The 25,688-nt window shown below is 45.4% G+C and carries 16 protein-coding genes, 2 tRNA genes and 3 rRNA genes; 14 read left to right on the top strand and 7 right to left on the bottom strand.

The features are described 5' to 3' along the window. Positions 1–96: 96 nt before the first annotated feature. The gene (locus HUX74_RS19810) at positions 97–1,911 is read right to left on the bottom strand and encodes a DNA polymerase III subunit gamma/tau (RefSeq protein WP_138346498.1); all 1,815 of its coding nucleotides are present in this window, start codon (positions 1,909–1,911) and stop codon (positions 97–99) included. A 142-nt stretch (positions 1,912–2,053) separates the two neighbouring features. On the opposite strand from HUX74_RS19810, the gene HUX74_RS19805 reads away from it, so the two are divergent. Then, a complete protein-coding gene (locus tag HUX74_RS19805; RefSeq protein WP_005824736.1) occupies positions 2,054–2,362 on the top strand; it encodes a septum formation initiator family protein in 309 nt (102 codons plus the stop codon). Continuing rightward, positions 2,359–2,703 (top strand): hypothetical protein, encoded by a 345-nt coding sequence (locus HUX74_RS19800; protein ID WP_117601294.1) that lies wholly within the window; start codon positions 2,359–2,361, stop codon positions 2,701–2,703. Before HUX74_RS19805 ends, HUX74_RS19800 begins: the two co-directional genes overlap by 4 nt. A 93-nt stretch (positions 2,704–2,796) precedes the next feature. Here HUX74_RS19800 and HUX74_RS19795 read toward each other — a convergent pair whose 3' ends face one another. Genes HUX74_RS19795 through HUX74_RS19780 form a run of 4 tightly spaced genes read right to left on the bottom strand, consistent with a single transcriptional unit; the run spans position 2,797 to position 10,148 of the window. Beyond that, positions 2,797–4,128, bottom strand: coding sequence for a DUF5125 domain-containing protein (locus tag HUX74_RS19795; RefSeq protein WP_138346495.1), 1,332 nt, complete (start codon positions 4,126–4,128; stop codon positions 2,797–2,799). 27 nt (positions 4,129–4,155) lie between these two features. Beyond that, positions 4,156–5,655, bottom strand: a complete 1,500-nt coding sequence (locus tag HUX74_RS19790; protein ID WP_117601292.1) for a glycoside hydrolase family 30 beta sandwich domain-containing protein — start codon at positions 5,653–5,655, stop codon at positions 4,156–4,158. 31 nt (positions 5,656–5,686) lie between these two features. Then, a complete protein-coding gene (locus HUX74_RS19785; protein WP_117601291.1) occupies positions 5,687–7,213 on the bottom strand; it encodes a RagB/SusD family nutrient uptake outer membrane protein in 1,527 nt (508 codons plus the stop codon). Positions 7,214–7,232: 19 nt separating this feature from the next. Then, complete coding sequence (locus HUX74_RS19780) at positions 7,233–10,148, bottom strand: SusC/RagA family TonB-linked outer membrane protein (RefSeq protein ID WP_370293446.1); 2,916 nt, start codon at positions 10,146–10,148, stop codon at positions 7,233–7,235. A gap of 439 nt (positions 10,149–10,587) precedes the next feature. Here HUX74_RS19780 and HUX74_RS19775 point away from each other — a divergent pair, with 439 nt between their 5' ends. The 11 genes from HUX74_RS19775 to der all read left to right on the top strand — a co-directional run bounded on the left by HUX74_RS19775 (position 10,588) and on the right by der (position 23,070). Then, positions 10,588–12,303, top strand: a complete 1,716-nt coding sequence (locus HUX74_RS19775) for a DUF6377 domain-containing protein (protein WP_117601289.1) — start codon at positions 10,588–10,590, stop codon at positions 12,301–12,303. A 1,118-nt stretch (positions 12,304–13,421) separates the two neighbouring features. Beyond that, positions 13,422–14,948, top strand: a 16S ribosomal RNA gene (locus tag HUX74_RS19770). A 135-nt stretch (positions 14,949–15,083) separates the two neighbouring features. Beyond that, a tRNA-Ile gene (locus tag HUX74_RS19765) sits at positions 15,084–15,157 on the top strand. Positions 15,158–15,213: 56 nt separating this feature from the next. Continuing rightward, positions 15,214–15,287, top strand: a tRNA-Ala gene (locus HUX74_RS19760). A gap of 122 nt (positions 15,288–15,409) precedes the next feature. After that, a 23S ribosomal RNA gene (locus HUX74_RS19755) occupies positions 15,410–18,287 on the top strand. A 73-nt stretch (positions 18,288–18,360) separates the two neighbouring features. Next, positions 18,361–18,471: ribosomal RNA gene (gene rrf, locus HUX74_RS19750) — 5S ribosomal RNA — on the top strand. The 16S, 23S and 5S rRNA genes sit together here with 2 tRNA genes alongside, the layout of an rRNA operon. 364 nt (positions 18,472–18,835) lie before the next feature. Next, the gene (locus HUX74_RS19745) at positions 18,836–19,414 is read left to right on the top strand and encodes a DUF177 domain-containing protein (RefSeq protein WP_005829530.1); all 579 of its coding nucleotides are present in this window, start codon (positions 18,836–18,838) and stop codon (positions 19,412–19,414) included. 12 nt (positions 19,415–19,426) lie between these two features. Next, complete coding sequence (gene rpmF, locus HUX74_RS19740) at positions 19,427–19,612, top strand: 50S ribosomal protein L32 (protein ID WP_072546213.1); 186 nt, start codon at positions 19,427–19,429, stop codon at positions 19,610–19,612. Positions 19,613–19,735: 123 nt separating this feature from the next. Beyond that, complete coding sequence (locus HUX74_RS19735; protein WP_005829534.1) at positions 19,736–20,740, top strand: beta-ketoacyl-ACP synthase III; 1,005 nt, start codon at positions 19,736–19,738, stop codon at positions 20,738–20,740. An 85-nt stretch (positions 20,741–20,825) separates the two neighbouring features. After that, a complete protein-coding gene (gene era, locus HUX74_RS19730) occupies positions 20,826–21,707 on the top strand; it encodes a GTPase Era (RefSeq protein WP_117600764.1) in 882 nt (293 codons plus the stop codon). Between the two features lie 49 nt (positions 21,708–21,756). After that, positions 21,757–23,070 carry a ribosome biogenesis GTPase Der gene (der, locus tag HUX74_RS19725; protein ID WP_117600765.1) on the top strand — a complete coding sequence of 438 codons (1,314 nt, stop codon included), beginning with the start codon at positions 21,757–21,759 and terminating at the stop codon, positions 23,068–23,070. Between the two features lie 115 nt (positions 23,071–23,185). On the opposite strand, the gene HUX74_RS19720 is transcribed toward der, so the two are convergent. Beyond that, on the bottom strand, positions 23,186–23,956 hold the full coding sequence (locus HUX74_RS19720; protein ID WP_005829539.1) for an ABC transporter ATP-binding protein: 771 nt from the start codon (positions 23,954–23,956) through the stop codon (positions 23,186–23,188). Then, a complete protein-coding gene (locus HUX74_RS19715) occupies positions 23,953–24,696 on the bottom strand; it encodes an ABC transporter permease (RefSeq protein WP_117600766.1) in 744 nt (247 codons plus the stop codon). The genes HUX74_RS19720 and HUX74_RS19715 overlap by 4 nt, the downstream gene beginning before the upstream one ends. Positions 24,697–24,878: 182 nt before the next feature. On the opposite strand from HUX74_RS19715, the gene lptB reads away from it, so the two are divergent. Next, a complete protein-coding gene (lptB, locus tag HUX74_RS19710; RefSeq protein ID WP_034523256.1) occupies positions 24,879–25,619 on the top strand; it encodes an LPS export ABC transporter ATP-binding protein in 741 nt (246 codons plus the stop codon). Positions 25,620–25,688 lie beyond the last annotated feature (69 nt).

Below are 25,688 nucleotides of genomic sequence, written 5' to 3'. Positions count from 1 at the left end.
AAATAAATATAAATGAGTAAATAAAAAATTAAATAGATGCTTTTTTCTCCTTTATACTCAATTTGTTAGCAACTTTATGCAGTCGATTGGAAGGAATTAATACAGTTCCAAACCAAACTCTTCTTTTAGTTGTAGTAGGGCACTGTTCTTTTGTGCCATCATCTGGAATTTTTCAACGCGTCCGTAGGCACGTACCTTTTCAGTAGGAGCACTAATCCGGACAGTCATGGTGACTTTGCGGTTCTTTAGCCGGGTACGTAGGTAATTTTGCAGAGTGGGTATCATGCCGGTAAATTCCTTGGCAACGATTTCATTGTCTACTACAGCCTCAAAAGTTGTGTCATTTATTAAAGTGATGCGCATGTTCTGCATGCGCTTGGCTATGGCTACTTGCTCCTTGGGCATACGTCCGGCATACTCCTGCCAGTAATAGTTCAAATCCCTTTCATTGAAGATGTAGTCCTCTTCTGGTTGTGCTGCTTGGTGGGCGGCAGTAGAGTTGGATGAAGGGTTTCTTTGTTCCTCTTCTATATGGGGGCGTTTGATGGATACCCCTAATCCGGACATTTTCATGACCGGAATTTTTTTCTCTTCTCTCCCTTGTGCCATTAATATGGCAGCAGGTGTAGCATGTGGAGTTGTAGTATTGCCATGCTGCGTAGCAGCAGGTTGAGGAGTTCTGTTTGGCTGTACTGCCGGCTGTACAGTTTGTTGGGGCATGGCAGCAGTGGCTTGTGGCTGCTGAACGGCGGCAGGCTGCGTGAATATGGGTTTTATAGCTTGTTTAGGGCTGCGCCCATTGGTGCCGTCGTCCTCCTCGGCGGTCAGTTGTGCCACTTGTATCAGAGTAAGCTCTACCAATAGCCGTTTGTTTTTACTGGCACGGTAATTCAGGTCACAATCATTGCAGAGCTTCATGGCACGGTAAAGAAAGGAGAGGGGGCATTGCTGTGCTTGTGCCTGATAACGTTCGCGGATGCTTGCACCCACTTCAAGCAACGGCAGTGTTGCCGGGTCTTTGCTGACAAGCAAGTCACGCAGGTGGGATGAAAGTCCGGTGATGAAGTGGCTACCGTCGAAGCCTTTGTTGAGCACATCATTCAGTAATAGCAACGCGTCACTGATTTTGTTTTCAAGAAAGAATCCGGTTAGTTTGAAGTAGTATTCATAGTCCAGCACATTGAGGTTTTCAATCACGCTCTTATAGGTGATATGTCCTCCGCTGAAGCTTACCACCTGGTCGAAGATAGACAAGGCGTCGCGCATACCGCCGTCTGCTTTGAGGGCAATGACATTCAGTGCTTCCGGTTCAGCAGTGATGCCTTCTTTGGAAGCGACATATGCGAGGTGTGCTACGGTATCTTCCACACCAATCCGGCTGAAATCATATATTTGGCAGCGTGAAAGGATGGTGGGCAATATCTTATGCTTCTCGGTAGTGGCAAGGATGAATATGGCATGGCGTGGAGGCTCTTCCAGTGTTTTCAGGAAAGCATTGAAAGCCGAGGCAGACAGCATATGTACCTCATCAATGATATATACTTTGTATTTACCTATCTGAGGTGGAATGCGTACCTGCTCCACCAATTGGCGGATGTCATCTACAGAGTTGTTTGAGGCGGCATCCAGTTCATGGATATTGTAGGAGCGTTGCTCATTGAAGGCAGTGCAGGATTCACACTGGTTGCATGCTTCACCGTCTGCTGTGGGACTCATGCAGTTGATTGTTTTAGCAAAGATACGGGCACAGGTCGTTTTTCCCACGCCTCTCGGACCGCAAAAAAGATAGGCATGCGCCAATTTTCCGGTGGCAATGGCGTTCTTCAAGGTAGTGGTCAGTGCACGTTGGCCTACCACAGACTCAAAGGTCGAGGGACGATATTTCCGTGCAGATACGATATAGTTTTCCATATTCGGGATATTCTTTGCTTTTTGTGCAAATGTACACAAAAAAAAGAAATCTTTCGGTTATTCCTCTTATCTTTGTGACGTGAAGTTATATGATGGGCAAGTTCCATCATGAATGATAAATTGCTAAATAGTAGATAACGAGATGGATAAACTTGCTTCTCTCTGGTCTTTTGTCCGCAAGCATAAATATTTGATTACGCTTGCGTTGTTTGCTGTAATTATCGGGTTCCTGGATGAGAACAGTGTTGTACGCCGTTTGGGTTACGCCCGGGAAGAAAGTCGTCTGCGCGATGAAATAGAAAAGTACCGCAAGGAATACGAGGAGAATACCGAACGGCTCAATGAACTTGCCGTCGACTCCGGTGCCATCGAACGGATTGCCCGTGAGAAGTATCTGATGAAAAAGCCCAATGAGGATATTTATGTATTTGAAGAAGATATAGAAGAATGAAACAACTGATACCCGCCCTTTTTGCAGTAGGGGCCGTGATGCTCCTGGCTGGAGCTGCCGTTTATATTACGGGCTGGCCTCTTTCACCTTATATATATACTGTCGGTGCTACGATGGTTGCTTTGGCACAAATCAATTCTCCGTCCAAGTGTAAAAGTCCCACCGTCAAACGCCTGCGTCGGCAGCAAATATTCGGTGCACTTTTGCTGGTGCTTACGGGGGCATTCATGCTCTTTACAAGGGGCAATGAATGGATTGTGTCTCTGACGATAGCCGCCATTCTTGAGCTTTACACTTCGGTACGTATTCCACAAGAGGAGGCGAAAGAAGGTTTAAGCTAAATCCGGAACATATATTCTGCATAAACAAGAGGGGCTGAACTCTTTTATAGAGCCAGCCCCTTTCTCATTTAGTTAATCTTCTGCGTTATCCGTCTATCTTTTTACCTTTTCTACTGTCAGAACTGCCGAAGAGATACCTGCCGTTACGTCAACAGTGAACCGGTAAGCAACACCGTTTTCCAAACTTTTGCCTTTTACGAGTCCCAAGTTGCCGGCATCACGTCCATTGGTACCGTCACCTATAAATACTAGGTCACTGGTGGTAGACAAGGCATCGTTTTTATATTCACCTCCCCAACCTTGCTGGTGGAAGAACTTGAAGTTGATGTCATCTGATTTGATTTGCTCTCCCGCTACTACCGTCACCTGATATTTCTTTGCTTCAATCTGTGACATGCAGAGCCCTTTCTCTGTGGTCCAACCTACGGCATTGGTTGCTACTGAGGGCTTACCGATGCCATCACCGATAATCCAAAGGGCACCGGTTCCGTCATCGTTCAGTGTATCGGTACTTGTTCCGTTCATTTTCAATACTTCCAAATAATTTAGGTCCAGATTGGCAATGATACGGTAAGTTCCGTCGATGGGTAAAAATTTCAGTGAACCGTCTTCATTCTTTTTGAAGAAGTCGGGATCTATCCAGTACTGGTTGAAGTTGGGAATATCTGCGGTGATGTTGTCCCCTTGTTTCAGGTTGAGGTCGATGCTGTAATGGTTATCATCCACCATTTCCATTTCAGAGCCGTTCAGTAACAATTTCACGAAAGGGGCGGCCGCATAAGTCAGCGTGTTGAAGGAGATGGAATACTTCCCGGCTGACAGACTGGAGAAAGTAATCTCACTGGAAGTACCTTGTGTGATGGCACCGTTACTCCATCCGAAATTGATTTCATTGCCGTTGGCGCCTACTTTAGGAGCTTTGATGTAACCTTTCACTTTTTGTGCAAATTCACTGGTCACACTATACTGATTGGCTGCGACTTTTTCCATGCGGTATTCTTGGTCTCCGGAAATCAGAGTCAGGTAGGGGAAGTCCGGACGACTCAGCGCCACGTCGTAGCTTTTTTCTGTAATCGTAAAGTTGATGTTCTGCAGGATAAACTTCAGTGTAGCTGTTCCGTTGGGAATGTTTGCCAGATAGGGAACATATATTTTCCCGTTATACTCTTGTCCGCTAACTTTGGTACGGATTACAGTTTCGGAAACCATTTCGTCACTGAAGTATAACTGTGCTTTCAGTGTAGAAAGAGGTACATCTGCGTCCGAAGCTTTGATTGTAAAAGGCAGACTGTCGCCGAACAAGGCTGAAGAAGGTTCTGCCTGAAAGTCCATTGTCGGGTTGCCGGGAACCGGATCGTCATCGCTGCAGGCATTCAGCATGGCTATGCTTGCCAATGCCATCAGATAGTATTTAAAGTTTTTCATTATAATCTTCTGTTTAATTTGTTAGTCTTATTTTTTCCAACGATAAGAAACGACTGCTTTAGCCGGTACTTCGTAGGAGAAGTAGTGAGTGCCGTCACTTACAGTAATTCGTTTGGCATCTGCATTGTTGTTTGCCAATACGAAGGCATAGGTGCCGTCAGTGTTTTCAAAGGCCGAGTAGGTGACCCCATTGGCAGTGTAACCAGTCGTTCCGATACGTACAGCACCTGGTTTCACGACTGAAGACATGTGGCCGATAAGGTAATAATGGGAATTGCGGACAATTTTAGAATAGTTTGTATTGTCGATATCTACTGCACCGTAGCAGGTCTTGCAAGAACCGTCTGAAGGGCTTACCGGTCCCAGGTCACTGTCTAACATCAGGTTCCACACAATAGCACCGCGGCACCAGTTGTTGGCTGTCCCCAATGCTATTTCTTCCATATCGTTAAGCAGACGTGCTTCTAAATCGCGGCCGGAGTTCCAGGTGCCGATGGATGTTTCTGTGAAAAGCAATTCCTTGTTGGGGTAAAGCTTATGGATGTTCAGCAGTTCGGAACGGTTACCGCCATAATTGTGGTAGGCAGCACCTGCAATGTACTGTGAGGCTTCCGCATCATCATAAATCTTGGTGGGGTAACTTTTTTGATCGGCCAGATTGTCGTAGTTATAGTTATGGTCGAAAACATAAATCTTTGTGGCAACTCCGGCTTCTTTGAAAGCGGGACCCAGGCCGGTCTTGATGAAGTCACGGGCTTCTTCCCATCCCATAAACAAGGATGCTGAGTTACCGTGGTTCAGCGGTTCGTTCTGCGGAGTCACAGCGTGGATTTTGATACCTTCCTTTTCGAAAGCTTGTATCCATTTTACGAAATATTCGCCATACGTTCTGTAATATTCGGGGTTCAAGTGTCCGCTGGTCCATGAGTCAAAGGGTACACGTTCTTCCAGGCTTTTCACTTTCATCCACTTCGGACATGTCCATGGAGCAGCAATCACTTTGACAGTAGGATTGATTGCTAGAATTTCCTTCAATATAGGAATTACATACTTGGTGTCTTCCATCGGAAGGGCAAAGTGCTCAAGTCCCTTTTCGTCACAGCAAGTAAATTCACTGAATGAGAAGTCGGAACAACCGATGGCAATACGTACATAGCTGAAGCCGTAGCCTTCTTTATCCGAGAATGTCTCAGTCAGAAACTTCGTGCGGTTCTCTTGTGTCATTTGCATCAGGTTGTAACTGGTAGAGCCAGTAATGGCTGCGCCAAAACCGTCCATTTCCTGATAACGGGTGGTGGGGTCGAGTGTCACGGTAGAAGGTGACATGTTGCTTCCGGTGCCGAAGGCCAGTCCAGACTTTTTCAAGTCGTAAGTACGGCTGGTGTTCGTCACATAGATAGTAACATCTTTTGCCTCTTCTGTAGGTTGGTCTGGTGTAGGAGTGACGTCACTGTCATTATCATTGCCGCAGGCTGCCAATACAGCGAAGCAGCCTAATGCGGTAGTGAATATATTTTTCAAATTCATATTCTATTGATTTTTATATTACTTTTTATTGTTAATAGCCTGGATTCTGTACCAAATTCTCATTCTGGTCAATGGCTCCCTGAGGGATTGCGAGTAGATAAGAGTTTTCATTAAACAAATTCTCTTGTGCAAGGCGGCCACTGTCTTTGGCATAAACGGCGTTCATCACTTCTTCTACCTTATTGAGGCGGCAAAGGTCGTACCAGCGTTGTCCCTCAAAAGCAAGTTCCATACGGCGTTCGTCCATATAAGCTTGGAGCAATGCTTCTTTACTGCTACGGGTGCTTTGTGGAAGTTTACCCAGTCCGGCACGGTTACGGATGCGGTCAATAATGTCGGCTGCACCGTTCAAGTCGGGAGTTTCTCCCATAATTTTGGCTTCAGCCTTAAGAAGTAGGATGTCGGCATATCTCAGATAAATGATACTGTTGAAAGCAGAGCGGCATTTGTACATGAAAGCATAATGGTCTGCCGGATAATAGTTGCTCCATCCGCACTCATACCATACAACAGACTCATTGTAGCGTTTCGTGTCTCCTTGCTCCTCATAGAGGCGGATAAGGTCGCGGGAAGGAGTAATCCATTTGGCCCAGGTAAAGCTTTCATCCCAGTTGCTTAAGTTGCGGCCAAACATCCACGTACACCAGTTCCCTGAACCAGGAGGAAAATGAGCTTCGAGAATAGCTTCTTTAGTATTGCGTACCCGGCAGTCTTTTTTTTCTGTATCATAAGCCCAAAGGTCGCTGAAGTCTTCTACAAGGTCGAAGCCGTCGGCAGCCAATTCGTCGGCATATTTGATAACTTTTGCATAATCGCGCAGAGGCTTTTCTGCATAGACTTTGGCAAGCATGGCACGTGCCACCGATTTGGTAAGTATGCTCTTGTCGGATGCATCGTTTGTCGGTGTGTTGGGGTTTTCCACAGCTTCAGTCAAGTCTTTTTCTATTTGGGCATAAGCCTCTTCAGCTGTATTCTGTGGAGGAAAGTAGGTCGGGTACATCTCTTCTACGTTGTCTTCGGTGATGTCACCACCCACGGTAGTGATGACAGGGAAATTCCCCCATAAACGTACCATATCGAACATTACCATGGCACGGAATATCTTGGCTTGTGATTGATATTTGCCACGTTCACTGTCGCTGAGGGCCTTGAGTTGCTCACAGCCTACGATGATACGGTTGGCTTCGGCAATATCACCCAGAAAACGGTCCCAGTCACGTTTTAGTACGGAATTAGATCCTTCAATGGAATTGGTTTCATAAGGTACTACTTCTGCACCCGTTGTTCCGGCGTATGCATTGTCGGAGTGGGCGTCACCGATAAGCAGTTTGTCGACATACCAGTGCTCCTGCTGGTCGCGGAATTTTTTATGAAGGGTTACCATTGAGGTTTCCACATCTTGCACACTGTTGAAAATAGGTTTTTCATCTGTTTTGTCCACTCCTTCCGTTACATCCGAGTAGCTGTCTACCGGATTATAGTCCAGATCACATGAGGTTGCGGTTAGTGCCAACAGTACACCGCAAGCTATACTTTTATATATATGCTTTGATTTCATAAGTTATTTCTTCTTTTTTTTAGAATTCAACATTGATACCGAAAACGAATGCTTTACTCTGTGGATAGGTTCCATAGTCGATACCTTGTACGGAACCGCTGTTGCCATATTGGTTTACTTCAGGGTCCATACCGGAATAACTGGTCCAGGTTAGCAAATTGCTTGCAGTGAAGTAGGGTTGTACGCGGCTGATACCCCATTTCTTAAACTGGCGGCAACGGATGTTGTAAGAGAGTGAGATGTCTTTGACACGCAGATAACTGCCATCTTCTACAAAGTAAGTGGAGTTCTTGATGTTGAAGTTGGCTCTCGGAACACTGGTAATCTGTCCGGGAATCCTCCATCGTTTCAAAACTTCTGTTGATTGGTTTTTACCGTCATACATACCTTCGGTTTCCATGCGGGACACATTGAAGATGTCGTTTCCGTAGCTTCCTTGAATGAAGATGCTCAGACTAAGGTCTTTCCAAGTAAAAGTGTTCGTCAATCCGTAGATGAAGTCGGGATTCGGATCGCCGATATAGGTACGGTCAGAAGTGGAAATTTTGCCGTCTTCGTTGAGGTCGCGATAAATCAGGTTACCGGTTTCGGGATCTACACCGTCACTGATGTAGCCGTAGAAGCCACCCAAAGGACGTCCCGGTTCATTGCGTACGATGTTTTCCTTTACTACCTCGGCACTGCTTGCTGCTGTATAGACTTTTTGTAATGATAGCTTAGTCAGCTTGTTCTTGTTGAAAGATATGTTGAAGTCTGTGTCCCAAGAGAATTCGCCGGTCAGGTTGTGAGAATTGAGTGAGAATTCAAATCCTTTATTGGTCATCTCGCCTTCATTACGGGTGATGCTGGTAGTTGCTGCTGCACCTGCAGGCAGACTTACATTCATCAACATGTCTGTTGTCTTCTTGTAATAGTAATCCATGCTGAAGGTCAGTCTATTGTTCAGCACAGTTAAGTCAAGACCGATGTTGGTTTGGCTGGTGGTTTCCCATTTCAGGTCACTTGTTCTAAGGTTGGCTTGGCTGATACCGGGAACTGCATGGTCGTTGCCTTCTTCAAACCACGGTATGCGGTTGATGTTGTAGCGTTGCAGATATGAGTAATCACCTATGCCGCTTTGGTTACCGGTCTGTCCCCAGCCGCCGCGAAGCTTCAAGTCATCAATCCAAGTAATGTCTTTCATGAATTTCTCTGACGAAATACGCCAGGCAGCCGAGAAGGAGGGGAAAATGCCCCAGCGATGGTCGGGATGCAGCTTGGATGAACCGTCGGCACGCATGTTCATGGTAAGCATGTACTTGCTGTCATAATTGTAGGACACACGGGCAAAATAGGAAGAGATAGCCCACTGTGAGGCTCCTGATCCGGTACCGTCCCATGAAATTTTATTGGCGGCATTCAGAGTGTGTATTTTATCGTCCCGGAAGTGTGAACCATTAATATAGCTGTTGGTATAGTCTGATTTGGTGTAGGAAGAACCTGCCATGACGTCGATGCCATGTTTCTTGATGTTGGTGTTGTAAGTCAATACATTATCGAAAACCAATACGGTATTCATGTTTCGGTTGTCAGAGGCTGTTCCGAAACTGTTGCGTCCGTCGGTAGTTGATATTGGATCGAGAAATGTAGTGCTTACACCGTTGCGGCGGTCCAGTGCTACAGATGATTTCAACTTCAGGTTGGGCAGGAAGCTGATGGTAGCGGCTCCGGATGCGATGAGGCGGTTTTCCTTGTTTTTGTTGTTTTTCTGGCGGGCTAGGTTTTCCATCGGGTTCATGATATTTACCCCATAGAAGTTCTTATTGTATTGATTCGGCTTTTCAGGGTCCCAAATAGGAGCATAGGTCGGTGTATTGATAACTGAAAGGACTACACCTCCACGGTTGGCACCTGTTCCGGAAATGATGCCGGTGTTTCCGATGTTATCGGAGTAGGAGATATTGGCACTTACATTCAGCCAACTGCGTATTTGGTTGTCGATATTGGCACGGAAGCTGTATCGTTTGAAGTACGTACCTTCCAAAATTCCTTTTTCATCCAGATAACCGGCAGAGAGGAAGTATTTCATCTTTTCGTTTCCGTTAGACACGGACACTTGATAGTTCTGAGTTTGTCCGGTTTTGTAAACCTCGTCAAACCAGTCTGTTTGGTCTGTTAAACCTTCAAGGTCAGCGGGATTGACGGCGCCAATCTCTTTCTGTAATTCACGGTATTGCTCTGTATTCAAAGCCTCCATGCTTTTGGCCACTTTCGTCATACCATATTGTACGTTCAGTGCTACTTTGGCATTGCCTTCTGCTCCGGCTTTGGTCGTAATTAGTACTACACCGTTGGCTGCACGTGAACCATAGATGGCTGCCGATGAAGCGTCCTTTAAGATAGAGAGGCTTTCGATATCATTGGGTGATAAGAAGTTGATATTGTCTACAGGTACACCATCCACTACGTAGAGCGGGTCGTTGCTACCATTGAATGAGGTGGTACCACGTACACGGATACTCATACCACCGCCCGGTTCGCCGCTGGGCTGCATAACCGACACACCGGCTGCTTTGCCTTGTAGGGCTTGGGCGGCCGATACAATGGGGCGCTGATCCAAATCCTTTGTAGAAACCGTAGATACGGCAGTGGTTACGTCTTTGCGTTTTACACTTCCATAGCCGATGACTACCACTTCGTCCAGCAGTTCGTTGTCTTCCTGCAATGTGACATTCATGTTGGTGGTTGCTTTTACCTCCATCGTTTTATAGCCGATGAAAGATATTACCAGTGTGGCATTTTGTTCTACACTTAGGGAAAACTCTCCGTCTAGATTGGTGACAACACCGTTTGTTGTTCCCTTTTCCAATACAGATGCGCCGATGACCTCCAGGCCTGCGGTATCTACTACTTTACCCGTAGCTGTCAATCGTTGGGCAAATGCATTTGTTGACATTAGCAGTACGAGTAATGTCAGAAGGAGCTTGTAACTCCGCGTAAGAAGATTTCTTGTAATCATTCTCATAGTACTTTTATTAAAAGATTTGATTTATTTAGAAAAGTATGTTCTAATAGGGATTAGTTGTTTTTCCATAGTACACTTTCCTTTCTGTTTGCAAAGATAGTGGACAACCCTATTTGTCTGATAGGTGGGTAATGTGTGGAAGTAAGTCTGTATAAAATTTAAATATCATAAAATCAGTGTATTATAATGTTTGTGGTTAGTGGGTAAAGTAAAGGTTTGCTACTATGGAAGTAGGTTTGGACATACTGTGTTATTACTTCAAACGATCGAAATAGCTCTTAATTTTAGTGTACTTTTTTAGGGTAGAAGTAGCTTATCTTTAGATAGATTAATTTATCTTTGTGCTCTCTGCTTTATGTAAATAATAGAAATGAAAAGAAAAATCATAGCTTTGCTGTTTTTGCTGGTGGGGTGTACTTTCCTGAATGCGGCACCTTACAGTGAAAAGATAAAAGAACTACTGGTACGCCTTGACTCTCTGATTGCGCAGAAAAACACGTTTGTTATGCTTAAAGAGGCGAAGATTGCTCAGTTGCACAAGCTTCAAAAGGATGTGCGTACTTTGGAGGAGAGATATTGGCTGAATAAAAATCTTTATGATGAGTATTGTGTCTATAATGCCGATTCTGCAATGAATTATGTGGTAGATAATTTGGATATAGTTTATAGGCAGAATGATAAATACCGGCAGATGGAGTGGAAGATAAAAAAGTCTTTTCTGTTGGCTGCCACCGGTTTGTTGAAAGAAGCCCAGGATGAATTGCGCGGAGTTTCAGGCGGTTCGCTCCCCAAAGAATTGTTAGTGGACTATTATGGACAAATGCTGTATCTGTATTCGCATTTCAATCAGTATACCGGTAGTGAAATGGCCACTTTGCATGAACATTATGCACAGTTGGAACGTGTTTACAAAGACTCCTTGAATATGGTTCTTACCCCTGAACATCCCTTGTTCTTGTGGTATAAGGGGCAGGTAGTGCAAGGTACGGACAGTATGTATGTTTTTAAGGAGCGTTTGCAGAAGGGAATCTTTAATTCTGCATTCGATACTCGGCGTGATGCCATGAATGCTTACGTGCTGGCTTGCTTTTATCGCGAGTCCGATGAGCAAGAAAATTATCTGACTTACCTGATATATTCTGCTATGGCCGATGTACGTATCTCCAATAAAGATATTGCTTCGCTGGAAGAGCTGGCGGGGGTGCTTTTTAGTTTGGGTGATATTGACCATGCCTATGTCTACATGAGTTACTGCTTGCAGAATGCCTTGGCATATCGGAACCGGGTGAGAGTAGTAGGCATCTCTGCGGTGCAGGACACCATTCATCAGATTTATCAGGAACGTAATCAGAAGCAAGAAGCGCGGTTACGTATGTATTTGGTATTGGTCAGTGTCTTGTCCTTGATATCCTTGTTTGCTTTTCTGTATATATATAAGCAGATGAAGCGGTTGAAGCAGTCGCGCCAACAGCTGAATGAGGCAAACAACCGCTTGAATAAGCATGTGGAAGAACTTTCGAAAATGCACGGACAAGTGGCAGAAACGAATGTACAGCTTACTTCTTTGAATGAACAGCTGAGAGATACCAATAATCAGCTTCGTGAATCCAACTATGTGAAGGAGGAATACATAGGTTATGTTTTTTCCATTTGTTCCAATTATATCAGCAAGCTGGATGAGTATCGGAAAAATATCAATCGTAAGCTTAAGGCAAATCAGTTGGAGGATGTGAAAGCATTAACCGATACTCATTCTATGGCACAGAATGAGCTGAAAGAGTTCTATCATAACTTTGATGCTATCTTCTTGCACATTTATCCGGATTTTGTAAGTGACTTCAATGCCTTGCTCCATCCTGACGAGCAGATTGTGCTAAAAGATGGTGAGTTGCTGAATACGGAATTGCGCATTTATGCTTTGGTGCGTTTAGGTATCACTGATAGTGTGAAGATTGCCGAATTCTTGCATTATTCACCTCAGACCGTTTATAATAATCGTTTGAAGACACGTAATAAGGCTATCATTCCTCGGGAAGAGTTTGCTGCCGCTGTGCGTTCTTTGGGTAGGGCACAGAAGTGGACTTGATAAAGGCTTCTACTGATTGTCGCTGTATGGCGTATAGATGGTAGCTAAGAATTAGGATACAAACAGCGATGTACCACCTTATTTTTCCCTAAGAACTAATCTTTCCACACCCGTATTTCTTTCTTACCACAGCTGTGGTAAGAAAGAAATACGGGTGTGGAAAGAAAGCAACATATCTGTGGTGAGAAAAGTTGTTCATTAGTTCCCGTTTAGTTTCCGTGCTTTCCGGATGTAGCCTTTCGCAGGTTTATTGTCAGTTCTCTTTGTGATTCGCAAGCGCGGTGCCGGCCGTTCAGTGGTCTATGTCAAGGTATGAATTGGAGCTTGTATTGCGCGCGCGTATATATATAATGTGTCCCTTCCTTTCCTTATTCCAGTTTCCTTTAAAAAACATGCTTTAAAACATATCTATCAATCAGTGAGTTATGAAAAAGTTCATGGAATCTCTCAAAAAAACCGTGTATAAATTTTGCAGATGTCCATAAAAGGCCTACTTTTGCATCCGCTTTCGGGAACGAAGGCGGCGATGTTTTTGACATTCTGACAGTAAAACGGAGCGGTAAGCTTCCATTTTTCTCTTCTTTGCCATCGGTTTCTTCCGGAACTTCGGTCTTAGAAAAGAAAAATGAAAAAAAACTTCCGAAAATATTTGGAAGTTATGCTTTAAAGTTCTTACCTTTGCACCCGCTTTTGAAAATGAAAGCAGCGCGAGTTGACATTCTTTTAAAAGAAACGGTGCCTGGTTCTTCTTCCTTTTTCTTTTTGCCTCCCTTTCGACAAGAGAGACGACGAGGAAAGAGAAAAGAGAGAAGAAAAAAGAAAAAAAACTTCCGAAAATATTTGGAGGATATACTTAAAAGTTCTTACCTTTGCATCCGCTTTCTGAAAAGAACAGCAATCGTGAAACGAGCGATCTTTGAACAGATTTACATAAACAATACAAGTAGTACAAGAGCAAGGCTTTTCCTTATCAATGGGGAATTGCCTTGGGTAAAACAAGAGAACCGTCAATACTTATTTTATATAGGTAAAGATAAACTTTTGAATTCGAGCGTCCTGAACAGATAATAAGCTGTCGCACATTAATTTTTTTTAATTTGCGCAGTCACGATACTTTTACAATGAAGAGTTTGATCCTGGCTCAGGATGAACGCTAGCTACAGGCTTAACACATGCAAGTCGAGGGGCATCAGGAAGAAAGCTTGCTTTCTTTGCTGGCGACCGGCGCACGGGTGAGTAACACGTATCCAACCTGCCGATGACTCGGGGATAGCCTTTCGAAAGAAAGATTAATACCCGATGGTATATCTGAAAGGCATCTTTCAGCTATTAAAGAATTTCGGTCATTGATGGGGATGCGTTCCATTAGGTTGTTGGCGGGGTAACGGCCCACCAAGCCATCGATGGATAGGGGTTCTGAGAGGAAGGTCCCCCACATTGGAACTGAGACACGGTCCAAACTCCTACGGGAGGCAGCAGTGAGGAATATTGGTCAATGGACGAGAGTCTGAACCAGCCAAGTAGCGTGAAGGATGACTGCCCTATGGGTTGTAAACTTCTTTTATACGGGAATAAAGTTGGGCACGTGTGCCTTTTTGTATGTACCGTATGAATAAGGATCGGCTAACTCCGTGCCAGCAGCCGCGGTAATACGGAGGATCCGAGCGTTATCCGGATTTATTGGGTTTAAAGGGAGCGTAGGCGGATGCTTAAGTCAGTTGTGAAAGTTTGCGGCTCAACCGTAAAATTGCAGTTGATACTGGGTGTCTTGAGTACAGTAGAGGCAGGCGGAATTCGTGGTGTAGCGGTGAAATGCTTAGATATCACGAAGAACTCCGATTGCGAAGGCAGCTTGCTGGACTGTAACTGACGCTGATGCTCGAAAGTGTGGGTATCAAACAGGATTAGATACCCTGGTAGTCCACACAGTAAACGATGAATACTCGCTGTTTGCGATATACAGTAAGCGGCCAAGCGAAAGCGTTAAGTATTCCACCTGGGGAGTACGCCGGCAACGGTGAAACTCAAAGGAATTGACGGGGGCCCGCACAAGCGGAGGAACATGTGGTTTAATTCGATGATACGCGAGGAACCTTACCCGGGCTTAAATTGCAAATGAATGTTCTGGAAACAGATCAGCCGCAAGGCATTTGTGAAGGTGCTGCATGGTTGTCGTCAGCTCGTGCCGTGAGGTGTCGGCTTAAGTGCCATAACGAGCGCAACCCTTATCGATAGTTACCATCAGGTTATGCTGGGGACTCTGTCGAGACTGCCGTCGTAAGATGTGAGGAAGGTGGGGATGACGTCAAATCAGCACGGCCCTTACGTCCGGGGCTACACACGTGTTACAATGGGGGGTACAGAAGGCAGCTACACGGTGACGTGATGCTAATCCCTAAAACCTCTCTCAGTTCGGATTGGAGTCTGCAACCCGACTCCATGAAGCTGGATTCGCTAGTAATCGCGCATCAGCCACGGCGCGGTGAATACGTTCCCGGGCCTTGTACACACCGCCCGTCAAGCCATGAAAGCCGGGGGTACCTGAAGTGCGTAACCGCGAGGAGCGCCCTAGGGTAAAACTGGTGATTGGGGCTAAGTCGTAACAAGGTAGCCGTACCGGAAGGTGCGGCTGGAACACCTCCTTTCTGGAGTGACGTCTCGACTCGATCGTTGGTTCTTGAAGTTATGCTTCCATAGGAACCTCTTGTACTGCGCGTACTTGTTTATTAAAATATACGAGAAAAGTAGAAGCCGAGCCGTAAGGCGAGGGTTTGACTGACAGTCCTATAGCTCAGTTGGTTAGAGCGCTACACTGATAATGTAGAGGTCGGCAGTTCAACTCTGCCTGGGACTACTTCTCAGTTGGTGACCGACCGGTTACGATTTAGCGGGTCTTTCATCAATGGTGAAGGGGGATTAGCTCAGCTGGCTAGAGCACCTGCTTTGCACGCAGGGGGTCAACGGTTCGAATCCGTTATTCTCCACTTCTCAAGATTAGGAATTATCTTTAATCCTTAATCCTTGACAACGATCTTTGACATGATGTGACCAAAAAAAGTAAAGTTGAAAGCTGAAAGTATATATCGACCATACGTGATCGGTAAGACAAAAAGTAAGTAAGGGCACATGGCGGATGCCTTGGCTCTCGGAGGCGATGAAGGACGTGATAAGCTGCGATAAGCCGCGGGTAGGTGCAAATGACCTTTGATCCGCGGATTTCCGAATGGGACAACCCGATATCCTGAAGGGATATCATCCCGCAATGCGGGAGGCTAACGCAGGGAACTGAAACATCTTAGTACCTGCAGGAAAAGAAAATAAATAATGATTCCCCCAGTAGTGGCGAGCGAACGGGGAACAGCCCAAACCATCCATGTTACGGCATGTGTGGGGTTGTAGGACCACGTTGTGGCAAGAAAGTTGGTGAGCAGAATGTTCTGGAAAGTACAGCCATAGAGCATGATAGCTGCGTATGCGAAGCCAACCGAAGCCTAGTGGTATCCTGAGTAGCGCGGAGCACGAGGAATTCTGCGTGAATCTGCCGGGACCATCCGGTAAGGCTAAATACTCCCGAGAGACCGATAGTGAACCAGTACTGTGAAGGAAAGGTGAAAAGCACTTCGAACAGAAGAGTGAAATAGTTCCTGAAACCATGTGCCTACAAGCGGTCGGAGCACTTTTAGTGTGACGGCGTGCCTTTTGCATAATGAACCTACGAGTTACTTTTTCCGGCGAGGTTAAGGATCTCAGATCCGCAGCCGAAGCGAAAGCGAGTCTGAACAGGGCGTATAGTCGGAAGGAGTAGACGCGAAACCAAGTGATCTACCCTTGGGCAGGTTGAAGGATGGGTAACACCATCTGGAGGACCGAACCAATAAGCGTTGAAAAGCTTCTGGATGACCTGAGGGTGGGGGTGAAAGGCTAATCAAACTTGGAGATAGCTCGTACTCCCCGAAATGCATTTAGGTGCAGCCTTGACTTATACTGACATGAGGTAGAGCGACTGATAAGATGCGAGGGCTTCACCGCCTATCAAGTCTTGACAAACTCCGAATGCGTGTCAGTTCTATGTCAGGAGTGAGGGCATGGGTGCTAAGGTCCATGTCCTAAAGGAGAACAATCCGGACCAACAGCTAAGGTCCCGAAATGAATACTAAGTTGAACTAACGAAGTCAGATTGCTAAGACAGCTAGGATGTTGGCTTGGAAGCAGCCATTCATTTAAAGAGTGCGTAACAGCTCACTAGTCGAGGAGTTTGGCGTGGATAATAATCGGGCATAAGTATTCTACCGAAGCTTTGGGATGAGAAATCATCGGTAGGGGAGCATTCCACTCTGCGTCGAAGGTAAGGCGTGAGCCTTGCTGGAGCGTGTGGAAAAGCAAATGTAGGTATAAGTAACGATAAAGGGGGTGAGAAACCCCCTCGCCGAAAGACTAAGGTTTCCTGATCAACGCTAATCGGATCAGGGTAAGTCGGGTCCTAAGGCTCAGCCGAACGGCGAGGCCGATGGCAGAACCGGTTAATATTCCGGTACTACCTTAAGGAGTGACGTGGAGACGGAGTCGTGACAGCGCCGCGGACTGACGGAATAGTCCGTTGAAGGGTGTAGATGTTGATTGTTCCAGGCAAATCCGGAACGAGAGTCGAACCTGACAGTATGGAGCGTCCTTCTGGACAATCCAATAGTGCGTGTAATCATACTTCCAAGAAAATCCGCTAAACTTAATCCTTACGGTACCCGTACCGCAAACGGACACACGTAGTCGGGTTGAATATACTAAGGCGCTTGAGTGATTCACGGTTAAGGAACTAGGCAAACTGACCCTGTAACTTCGGGATAAAGGGTCCTCAAGCAATTGAGGCGCAGAGAATAGGTCCAGGCAACTGTTTAACAAAAACACAGGGCTGTGCAAAATTGAAAGATGAAGTATACAGCCTGACACCTGCCCGGTGCTGGAAGGTTAAGAGGAGACGTCATCGCAAGAGAAGCGTTGAATTGAAGCCCCAGTAAACGGCGGCCGTAACTATAACGGTCCTAAGGTAGCGAAATTCCTTGTCGGGTAAGTTCCGACCTGCACGAATGGTGTAATGATCTGGACGCTGTCTCAACCGTGAGCTCAGTGAAATTGTAGTATCGGTGAAGATGCCGATTACCCGCGATGGGACGAAAAGACCCCGTGAACCTTTACTATAGCTTAACATTGAATTTGGGTAATTGATGTGTAGGATAGGCCGGAGGCTTTGAAGCGGGCACGCCAGTGTTCGTGGAGCCGCTGTTGAAATACGGCCCTTTGATTATTTGAGTTCTAACCCGCTGTTGCGGGGACACTGTTTGGTGGGTAGTTTGACTGGGGTGGTCGCCTCCAAAAGCGTAACGGAGGCTTCTAAAGGTGCCCTCACGACGATTGGTAACCGTCGGCAGAGTGTAATGGCATAAGGGCGCTTGACTGGGAGACTCACAAGTCGATCAGGTAGGAAACTAGAGCATAGTGATCCGGTGTTTCTGTATGGAAAGGACATCGCTCAAAGGATAAAAGGTACTCCGGGGATAACAGGCTGATCCCTCCCAAGAGCTCATATCGACGGAGGGGTTTGGCACCTCGATGTCGGCTCGTCACATCCTGGGGCTGGAGAAGGTCCCAAGGGTTGGGCTGTTCGCCCATTAAAGTGGCACGCGAGCTGGGTTCAGAACGTCGTGAGACAGTTCGGTCTCTATCTATCGTGGGCGCATGAAATTTGCGTGGCTCTGACACTAGTACGAGAGGACCGTGTTGGACTGACCTCTGGTTTACCGGTTGTGCCGCCAGGTGCATTGCCGGGTATCTAAGTCGGGATTGGATAAGTGCTGAAAGCATCTAAGTACGAAGCCAGCCACAAGATTAGATTTCTCAGGGTCGTTGTAGACTACAACGTTGATAGGACGCAGGTGTACAGGCAGCGATGTCATAGCCGAGCGTTACTAATTGCCCGTTCACTTTTTGCCTTGCCTTGTATGGAGGTATATACGTTCAGCCATAAATGAATGCTTTGCTTTTTTCGCATCATGTCTACCTTATTCAGGTGACTACAGCACCGGGGTTCCACCTCTTCCCATTCCGAACAGAGAAGTTAAGCCCGGTCACGCCGATGGTACTGCGTAACAGTGGGAGAGTAGGTAGTCGCCGTTTTTCAGAAGAAGCCTCCGTGTCTGATAAGGATACGGAGGCTTCGTTCGTTTACATATATCTCCTCTAACATTCGTTTCTACCGCTAATCACTATACCTTATTATATATAATTATTCATCGCATGTTCATCAGATTAATTCCCGAATTAAGGTGCTAAATGAATGATTAAAAACGCTTAGTTCGTTTTCTTTACATATACTTGGATGCTGGTATGGATTGTTCTTGTGTTTTAGTTCATGAGTTTTCTGCTGATTTGTAGTGATATCTGAGTGAAATGAACATAAAAAAACGAATATTTTACTCTAAATACTACATAATGAGGATAATTATTCGTATCTTTGTCGCCCGAATAAACAAAAGAAGCTTTGGGAAAGTTTGATAAATACAAAATAGACCTGAAAGGTATGCAAGCAGATTCATGCAAATATGAGTTTGTGCTAGACAACCTTTTCTTTGCCAATATTGATGGACCGGAAGTGCAGAAGGGTAAAGTCAATGTGGTGTTAGTTGTAAAGAAAACATCTCGTGCTTTCGAATTGAACTTCCAGACAGACGGAATGGTGTGGGTGCCATGTGACCGTTGTTTGGACGATATGGAACAGCTTGTCAGCTCGACAGATAAGCTGCTGGTTAAGTTCGGTCATGAATATGCCGAAGAAGGTGACAATCTCATAGTAATTCCCGAAGAGGAAGGTGAGATTAATGTAGCATGGTTTATGTACGAGTTTGTAGCTTTGGCCATCCCCATGAAGCATGTGCATGCTCCGGGTAAGTGTAACAAGGCAATGACCAGCAAATTGAGTAAGCATATGCGCACCACTCCGGATGATGATATGGCTGAGGATACATTTGCTCCGGAAGAAGAGGTGGAGCTGATGAATGAAGAAGAAACGCAGGTAGACCCGCGTTGGGACGAATTAAAGAAAATATTAGATAACAATTAAAGATTAAAGAAAATGGCACATCCTAAGAGAAGACAGTCAAAAACAAGAACTGCGAAGAGAAGAACTCATGATAAAGCAGTAGCTCCTACACTGGCTATTTGCCCGAATTGTGGTGAGTGGCATGTATATCATACTGTATGTAGTGCATGCGGTTACTATAGAGGTAAGCTTGCAGTTGAAAAGGAAGCTGCCGTATAATTACGGTCAGTTTGACTAAAACTTATACTTGAATATCGGGCGTCTAAAAAGATTTGTAATTTAATAAGCAAACCTTTTTAGACTACCGTTGTTTCAGTAGTTCTATAAGTAAACAAGATTTTAATGGAAAAAATAAATGCAGTAATTACAGGAGTCGGCGGTTATGTACCTGATTACGTCTTGACAAACGACGAAATCTCAAGAATGGTGGATACCAATGACGAATGGATTATGACTCGTATCGGAGTAAAGGAAAGACGTATCCTGAATGAAGAGGGGCTAGGTAGTTCCTATATGGCGCGTAAAGCTGCCAAACAGCTGATGCAACGTACTGGCGCAGACCCGGATGATATAGATCTGGTGATTGTAGCTACTTCTACTCCGGATTACCACTTCCCTTCTACAGCTTCTATTTTGTGTGATAAGCTAAGGCTGAAAAATGCATATGCTTTTGACTTGCAGGCAGCCTGCAGCGGATTTCTCTATCTGATGGAGACTGCGGCCAATTTTATCCGTTCTGGTAGATATAAGAAGGTTATCATTGTGGGAGCCGACAAGATGTCGTCAATGGTTGATTATACAGATCGTGCTACTTGTCCTATCTTTGGAGACGGCGCTGCAGCTTTCATGCTCGAGCCGACAACAGAAGATGTAGGTATTATGGATGCTATTCTGAGAACCGACGGCAAAGGTTTGCCTTTCCTGCATATGAAAGCGGGTGGTTCGGTTTGTCCTCCCTCTTATTTTACTGTAGACAATCACATGCATTACATTTATCAGGAAGGACGTACTGTGTTTAAGTATGCCGTATCCAATATGTCGGATGTTAGCGCGGCCATTGCCGAGAAAAACGGTCTGACAAAGGATAGCATTGACTGGGTGATTCCGCACCAGGCCAATCTTCGTATCATCGATGCTGTGGCACATCGTCTGGAAGTTCCTCGTGAGAAAGTGCTGATTAATATCGAACGTTATGGCAATACTAGTGCTGCTACGTTACCTCTTTGCATCTGGGACTTTGAAGATAAGCTGAAGAAAGGCGACAACCTTATTTTCACTGCATTCGGCGCAGGATTTACCTGGGGAGCTGTGTATGTGAAGTGGGGATACGACGGAAAGAAGCAGTAACATGCTATTGCTGAATATAATATGATAAAAACGCATCCTATCTCGATTCGATGCGTTTTTTTGTCTCAATTCAAATACTGAAGTCATGCACAAAGCAGGTTTTGTAAATATCGTAGGAAATCCGAATGTAGGCAAGTCCACATTGATGAATGTTTTGGTAGGTGAGCGTATTTCTATCGCCACTTTCAAGGCGCAGACCACCCGTCATCGGATTATGGGCATCTATAATACGGATGACATGCAAATTGTGTTTTCGGACACTCCGGGTGTATTGAAGCCAAACTATAAGTTGCAGGAGTCCATGCTGAATTTCTCCACTTCGGCATTGGCGGATGCGGATGTGTTGCTGTATGTGACGGATGTGGTTGAGACTCCCGACAAGCATAATGATTTTGTGGAGAAAGTAGGACAGTTGGACGTTCCGGTATTGCTGCTTATCAATAAGATTGATTTAACCAACCAGGAAAAGCTGGTGGAACTGGTGGAAGCGTGGAAGGAATTGCTGCCGAAGGCAGAAATTATTCCTATCTCTGCTACTTCGAAATTTAATGTGGATTATGTCATGAAGCGGGTGAAGGAGCTGTTACCCGACTCTCCTCCCTATTTCGACAAGGACCAGTGGACGGACAAGCCGGCGCGTTTCTTCGTGACCGAAATAATCCGTGAGAAAATTCTGTTGTACTATGATAAGGAAATCCCTTATTCGGTGGAGGTGATGGTAGAACAGTTTAAGGAGGAGGCAAAGAAAATTCATATCAGTGCCGTAATCTATGTGGAGCGTGATTCGCAAAAAGGTATTATCATAGGCAAGCAAGGAAAGGCTTTGAAGAAAGTGGCTACTGAAGCGCGCCGTGATTTGGAGAGGTTTTTCGGGAAAACGATATTCCTGGAGACGTTTGTGAAAGTTGATAAGGATTGGCGGAGTTCGGACAAAGAACTGCGTAATTTTGGTTATCAGTTGGATTAAGAGTTATTCATACGACTGTGACAGTCGCAAAAAACAAAGAGAGTGAGCTATGGGAAATTTAGTTGCAATCGTAGGACGTCCCAATGTGGGAAAGTCTACATTATTTAACCGCCTGACCAAGACACGTCAGGCAATTGTGAATGAGGAAGCGGGAACCACCCGTGACCGCCAATATGGAAAGACCGAATGGTTGGGACGTGAGTTCTCAGTGGTAGATACTGGCGGTTGGGTAGTGAACTCTGATGATATTTTCGAAGAAGAGATTCGTAAGCAGGTATTGATGGCGGTGGACGAAGCCGACGTGATTCTGTTTGTGGTGGATGTGATGAACGGAGTTACGGACCTCGACGAGCAGGTGGCTGCCATCTTGCGTCGTGCCAAGAAGCCTGTGCTGCTGGTTGCCAATAAGACCGATAATCATGAATTACAATATAATGCCCCTGAGTTTTATAGCCTGGGTTTGGGTGATCCTTACTGTATTTCTGCTGTAACGGGTAGCGGTACGGGCGATATGATGGACCTTATCGTCAGCAAGTTCAAAAAGGAATCTGATGAAATTCTGGACGAGGATATTCCCCGCTTTGCAGTAGTGGGACGCCCGAATGCCGGAAAGTCTTCCATAGTCAATGCCTTTATTGGAGAAGACCGCAACATCGTGACGGAGATTGCCGGTACCACGCGCGATTCTATCTATACCCGCTACAATAAATTCGGTTTTGATTTCTACCTGGTAGATACGGCGGGTATCCGTAAGAAGAACAAGGTGAATGAGGATTTGGAGTACTACTCTGTAATCCGTTCCATTCGTTCCATTGAGAATGCAGATGTATGTATTTTGATGGTAGACGCTACGCGTGGCATCGAAAGCCAGGATTTGAATATCTTCTCTTTGATTCAGAAGAATGCCAAGGGGCTAGTGGTTGTGGTAAACAAGTGGGACTTGGTGCAGGACAAGACTGTGAAGGTGATGAAGACTTTCGAAGATGCTATCCGCAACCGTTTCGCTCCGTTTGTGGATTTCCCTATCATCTTTGCTTCGGCACTGACCAAACAGCGTATTCTGAAGGTATTGGAGGAGGCGCGTGATGTGTACGAAAATCGTATGACGCGTATTCCGACAGCTCGTTTGAACGAGGAAATGCTGCCGCTTATTGAGGCGTATCCACCCCCTTCAATTAAGGGTAAGTATATCAAGATAAAATATATTACGCAGTTGCCCAATACCCAGGTGCCGTCATTTGTTTATTTTGCAAATCTTCCACAATATGTGAAAGAGCCTTACAGACGATTCTTGGAAAATAAGATGCGTGAGAAATGGAAGTTGACCGGAACTCCGATAAATATCTATATCCGGCAGAAGTAAAATATATCGTGATGATATAAGTCGATTCTATTAACTGGTTTTATGAAGAGAAAGCGTTCGGAATATAGTTTCCGGACGCTTTCTTATGTAATAGGTTAGAAAATGAGGTGCAGTTTTATCCTTCAAGGTTCTGTATCTCCACTTCTTTGACTTTCCGGAATAGGTCGGATGCAAATATGAAACTGTTCAACCGCTCGTTGGTGGAAGTGAAGATGTCGTCTTTATTGCCTTCCCATTCTTTGTGTCCTTCGTAAATATAGATAATTTTTTCTCCGATGCCCATTACAGAGTTCATGTCATGAGTGTTGATGAGAGTAGTCATATTGTATTCCCGGGTTATATCTTGTATCAGTTCGTCGATGACAAGCGAGGTCTTGGGGTCAAGTCCTGAATTAGGTTCGTCACAGAACAAGTATTGCGGATTTAGGGCAATGGCACGGGCAATGGCTACGCGCTTCTGCATACCGCCGCTGATTTCTCCGGGAAATTTGTCTTTGGCTTCAATCAGGTTTACACGTTCCAGGCAGAACATGGCACGACGAGTCCGGTCGCGCAGGGTATCGTTGCTGAACATGTTCAGTGGAAACATTACATTGTCCAGTACCGTCATGGAATCAAACAGCGCGGCACTTTGGAAAATCATTCCCATTTCCCGGCGGAGCGCTTTCTTTTCCTTCTTTCCCATGGCGAGGAAGTTGCGGTGGTCATACAACAGTTCTCCTTTGTCTGGTGTCAGCAGACCCACGATACATTTCATGAGTACGGTTTTTCCCGAACCGCTCTGCCCTATAATCAGGTTGGTCTTTCCATTCTCGAAAGTGGCATTGATATCTTTCAGTACCTCTTTTTCTTCAAATGATTTGCAAAGTCCTTTCAGTTCAATCATCCCATTAAAAGTTGAGTTAATATTAGGTCGGCGAATAAGATAAGTACGCTGCTGCATACTACGGAGTCGGTGGACGCCTTACCCACTTCGATGGAACCGCCTTCGACGGTGTAACCGAAGAATGCCGATACACTGGCAATGATAAAGGCAAAGAACAGCGACTTGATGATGCCGCACCAAATAAACCATTCGACAAACATGTACTGCAAGCCGTATTCTAAATCTACTGCCGACATGATGCCGCCGAACCAGCAAGTACAGAAGGCACCTATGATACCAGCGAATATACTGAACGTCACCATCAGTGGAATGGTTGTCACCATAGCAGCAATTTTCGGTAGGATAAGGTAGTTTGCAGAATTGACACCCATAATTTCAAGGGCGTCTATCTGCTGGGTGACCCGCATGGTGCCCAGCTCCGAGGCGATGTTTGATCCGACCTTTCCTGCCAGAATCAGACACATGATGGAGGAAGAGAATTCCAGCAGCATGATTTCACGGGTTACATATCCCACTGTCCAACGGGGCATGAAGGGACTCTCAATGTTCAACTTTATCTGTATGGTGATTACAGCTCCGATGAAGAAGGATATCAGCAATACGATGCCGATAGAGTTCACGCCGAGCTGTTCCAACTCGTTGACATATTGGCGGAAAAACATACGCATACGTTCGGGACGGGCAAATACGCGCCCCATTAGTATGATATATTGTCCCACTGTCTTAAGTGCTTTAAACATAACATATAAGTATTTGAATGCAAATGTACACTATTTCGGCTTATTTTTGCTACATTTGCGGCGAAAACCTTTAGAGTATGGAAGAAGAAAAAGGCATAAAGGACAATGTAGAGGAAGTTAAGGAAAATCTGCAGGTCGGACTAGGCTTGACTGCCGGGGCAGAGCCACGGGAGGAAGGTAGCATGGTGCTGCGTACAGAGGATTTGGTGAAAAAGTACGGAAAGCGTACGGTAGTGAGCCATGTGTCTATTGATGTGAAGCAAGGGGAGATTGTTGGTTTGTTGGGACCGAATGGCGCCGGTAAGACAACTTCGTTTTATATGACCGTAGGGCTGATAACTCCCAATGAGGGACGTATCTTCTTGAATGATTTGGATATAACGAAATATCCGGTATACAAGCGTGCACAGACGGGTATCGGTTATCTGGCGCAGGAGGCTTCCGTATTTCGTCAAATGAGTGTGGAAGACAATATTGCATCTGTACTGGAAATGACCGACAAGCCTTTGGAGTATCAGAAAGACAAGCTGGAGAGCCTGATTGCAGAGTTCCGCTTGCAGAAGGTGAGGAAGAACAAGGGTAACCAGTTGTCAGGTGGTGAGCGGCGTCGTACGGAAATTGCCCGTTGTTTGGCCATTGACCCCAAATTTATTATGTTGGACGAGCCTTTTGCCGGTGTAGACCCGATTGCAGTGGAGGATATTCAGCAGATTGTGTGGAAGTTGAAGGATAGGAATATCGGCATTTTGATTACTGACCACAATGTGCAGGAGACGCTGAGTATTACCGATCGTGCTTATCTGTTGTTTGAAGGAAAGATTCTGTTCCAGGGTACGCCCGAAGAGCTGGCCGAGAATAAGATTGTGCGTGAAAAGTATCTGAGTAACAGTTTCGTGCTTCGTCGCAAGGATTTTATGAAGTGATCCGAATACTGCCATTGATAGAAATAAAAAAAGACCACTCATTCAGTGGTCTTTTTCATTTCTCCTTAA

The sequence above is a fragment of the Bacteroides sp. Marseille-P8574 genome, assembly GCF_902825465.1.
Classification (GTDB): Bacteria; Bacteroidota; Bacteroidia; order Bacteroidales; family Bacteroidaceae; genus Bacteroides; species Bacteroides uniformis.
Note: the sequence above shows the minus strand (reverse complement) of the source record. Positions and strands in the feature narration are given on the sequence as shown.